The 2598-nt window shown below is 61.3% G+C and carries 2 protein-coding genes; both read left to right on the top strand.

What is annotated here, in order from left to right; translation table 11 throughout:
• Positions 1-203: 203 nt before the first annotated feature.
• Positions 204-1718, top strand: coding sequence for an IS21 family transposase (istA, locus tag IMW75_RS26610; protein ID WP_205894294.1), 1515 nt, complete (start codon positions 204-206; stop codon positions 1716-1718).
• Positions 1719-1738: 20 nt separating this feature from the next.
• Positions 1739-2494, top strand: coding sequence for an IS21-like element ISPsy14 family helper ATPase IstB (gene istB, locus IMW75_RS26605; RefSeq protein ID WP_149662276.1), 756 nt, complete (start codon positions 1739-1741; stop codon positions 2492-2494).
• The last annotated feature ends 104 nt before the right edge of the window (positions 2495-2598 follow it).

Genomic DNA, 2598 nt, shown 5'->3' with positions numbered 1-2598 from the left:
CTGGGGATTCCATGACCATCCGGACACCCATTCCACCAACATCCGGACACTGATTCCACGCTGATCCGGACACTCATTCCACGAGCATCCGGACACCGATTCCACGGCCATCCGGACACTTTCAGGCAGGCAGCAACGCAGGATTATTCACTACCATCGACCTCTTTTTTCGAAGCGAAGAGGTCGTCGTGGAGCGTTTATCCATGCGTAAAATCCGAGAGGTACTACGCCTAAAGTTCGACGCCGGCCTGTCCGTGCGCAAGATCGCCAAAAGTTTATCCATTGGCCATTCAAGCGCGGGAGACTACCTTTGCCGGTTCGCAGCCAGTGGGCTTCAGTGGCCCATCGATATCTCTGATGCAGAGCTGAACCGACGCCTGTTTCCGCCGGCAGTACCGGTGCCGAGCGACCAGCGCCCGATGCCTGACTGGGCTTGGGCGCATGCCGAGTTGCGCCGCCCCGGCGTAACTCTGGCCCTGCTTTGGCAAGAGTACCGACTCGCTCACCCGCAAGGCTTCCAATACAGCTGGTTCTGCGAGCACTACCGCCTCTGGGCCGCCAAGGTCGACGTTGTCATGCGCCAGGAGCACCGTGCCGGCGAAAAGCTGTTCGTCGATTACGCCGGACAGACCGCGCCCATTATCGACCGACAGACCGGTGAAATCCGTCAGGCCCAGATCTTCGTCGCCGTCCTCGGCGCGTCCAGCTACACCTTCGCCGACGCCACTTGGTCGCAGAAACTGCCCGACTGGCTGGGCTCGCACGCCCGCTGTTTTGCTTTTTTCGGCGGCACATCGCAGATCCTGGTGCCCGATAATCTGCGCAGTGGCGTCACCAAGGCGCATCGCTACGAGCCGGACATCAACCCCAGTTACCGCGATCTCGCCGAGCATTACGGCGTAGCCGTACTGCCCGCGCGTTCGCGTAAACCCAAGGACAAAGCCAAGGTTGAAGTGGGTGTGCAAGTGGTCGAGCGCTGGATCCTGGCAGTGCTGCGCAACCGCCAGTTCTTCTCGCTCGGAGAACTCAACACGGCAATCAGCCTGCTGCTCGAACGCCTCAATCAAAAGCCCTTCAAGAAGCTGCCCGGCTCACGCCGCTCGGCCTTCGAGACCATCGACCAACCCGCACTGCAACCGCTACCAGAACATCCGTATGTCTACGCCGAATGGAAAAAGGTGCGGGTGCACATCGACTACCACGTCGAGGTCGAGGGCCATTACTACTCGGTGCCGTACCAGCTGGTGAAGCACCAACTCGAAGTGCGGCTAACCGCTAAGACCGTCGAGTGCTTCCACGCCAACCAGCGGGTGGCCAGCCATCTGCGCTCGCCGCACAAAGGCCGCCACACCACCCAAACCGAGCACATGCCCAAAAGTCACCGCGAACATGCCGAATGGACGCCGCAGCGACTGATCCACTGGGCTGAGCAGACCGGGCCGAACACCGCAGGTGTAATCGCCTACATCCTCGAACGCCGAATCCATCCGCAGCACGGCTTCCGCGCCTGCCTGGGGATCCTGCGCCTGAGCAAACAGCACGGCGAAGAGCGGCTGGAAGCCGCTTGCCAGCGAGCGCTGGCACTGGGCGCGTGCAGCTACAAAAGCCTTGAATCGATCCTGCGCCAAGGGCTGGAACGGCTGCCGCTGGCCCAGCAAAACCTGCCGTTACTGCCTGAAGAACACATCAACCTGCGCGGCCCTGGCTACTACCACTGACCTGAAAAAGGAGCACCAAAATGCTGCCCAACCCGACACTCGACAAGCTGCAAACCCTGCGCCTGCACGGCATGATCAAGGCGCTTGGCGAACAACACGCAACGCCTGACATCAACGATCTCAGCTTCGACGAACGCCTCGGTCTGATGGTCGACCGCGAGCTGACCGAGCGCGAAGACGTCCGCCTGACTACTCGCCTCAAGGCCGCACGACTGCGCCATAACGCCTGCCTGGAAGACATCGACTATCGCAGTCCGCGTGGCTTGGACAAGGCCTTGATCCTGCAACTGGGCAGCGGCCAGTGGCTGCGCGACGGCCTGAACCTGATCATCGGCGGCCCAACTGGCGTAGGCAAAACCTGGCTCGCCTGCGCGCTGGCTCATAAGGCCTGCCGCGACGGTTACAGCGTGCGTTATCTGCGCTTGCCGCGCTTGATGGAAGAACTAGGCCTGGCCCACGGCGACGGCCGCTTCGCGAAACTGATGGCGGGTTATGCCAAGACCGACTTGCTGATCCTGGACGACTGGGGCCTGGCGCCGTTTACCGCTGCGCAACGGCGCGACATGCTTGAACTGCTGGACGACCGCTACGGCAACCGCTCGACGCTAGTGACCAGCCAGATGCCAGTGGACAAATGGCACGCACTGATCGGCGATCCGACCTTGGGCGATGCGATCCTCGACCGGCTGGTGCACAACGCTTATCGGATCGAACTGAAGGGCGAATCGATGCGCAGACGCGCAACGAAATTGACGGCGACAGAGACTTCAGACTAACAATGCAAACCTGCGTCGCTGCGCTCCGACTGCCTGTCCGAATGAGCGTGGAATGAGTGTCCGGATGTTGGTGGGCTGAGTGTCCGGATGGCGTGGAATCCGCA

The sequence above is a fragment of the Pseudomonas gregormendelii genome (assembly GCF_017114825.1).
In the GTDB taxonomy this organism is placed as follows: Bacteria; Pseudomonadota; Gammaproteobacteria; order Pseudomonadales; family Pseudomonadaceae; genus Aquipseudomonas; species Aquipseudomonas gregormendelii.
Note: the sequence above shows the minus strand (reverse complement) of the source record. Positions and strands in the feature narration are given on the sequence as shown.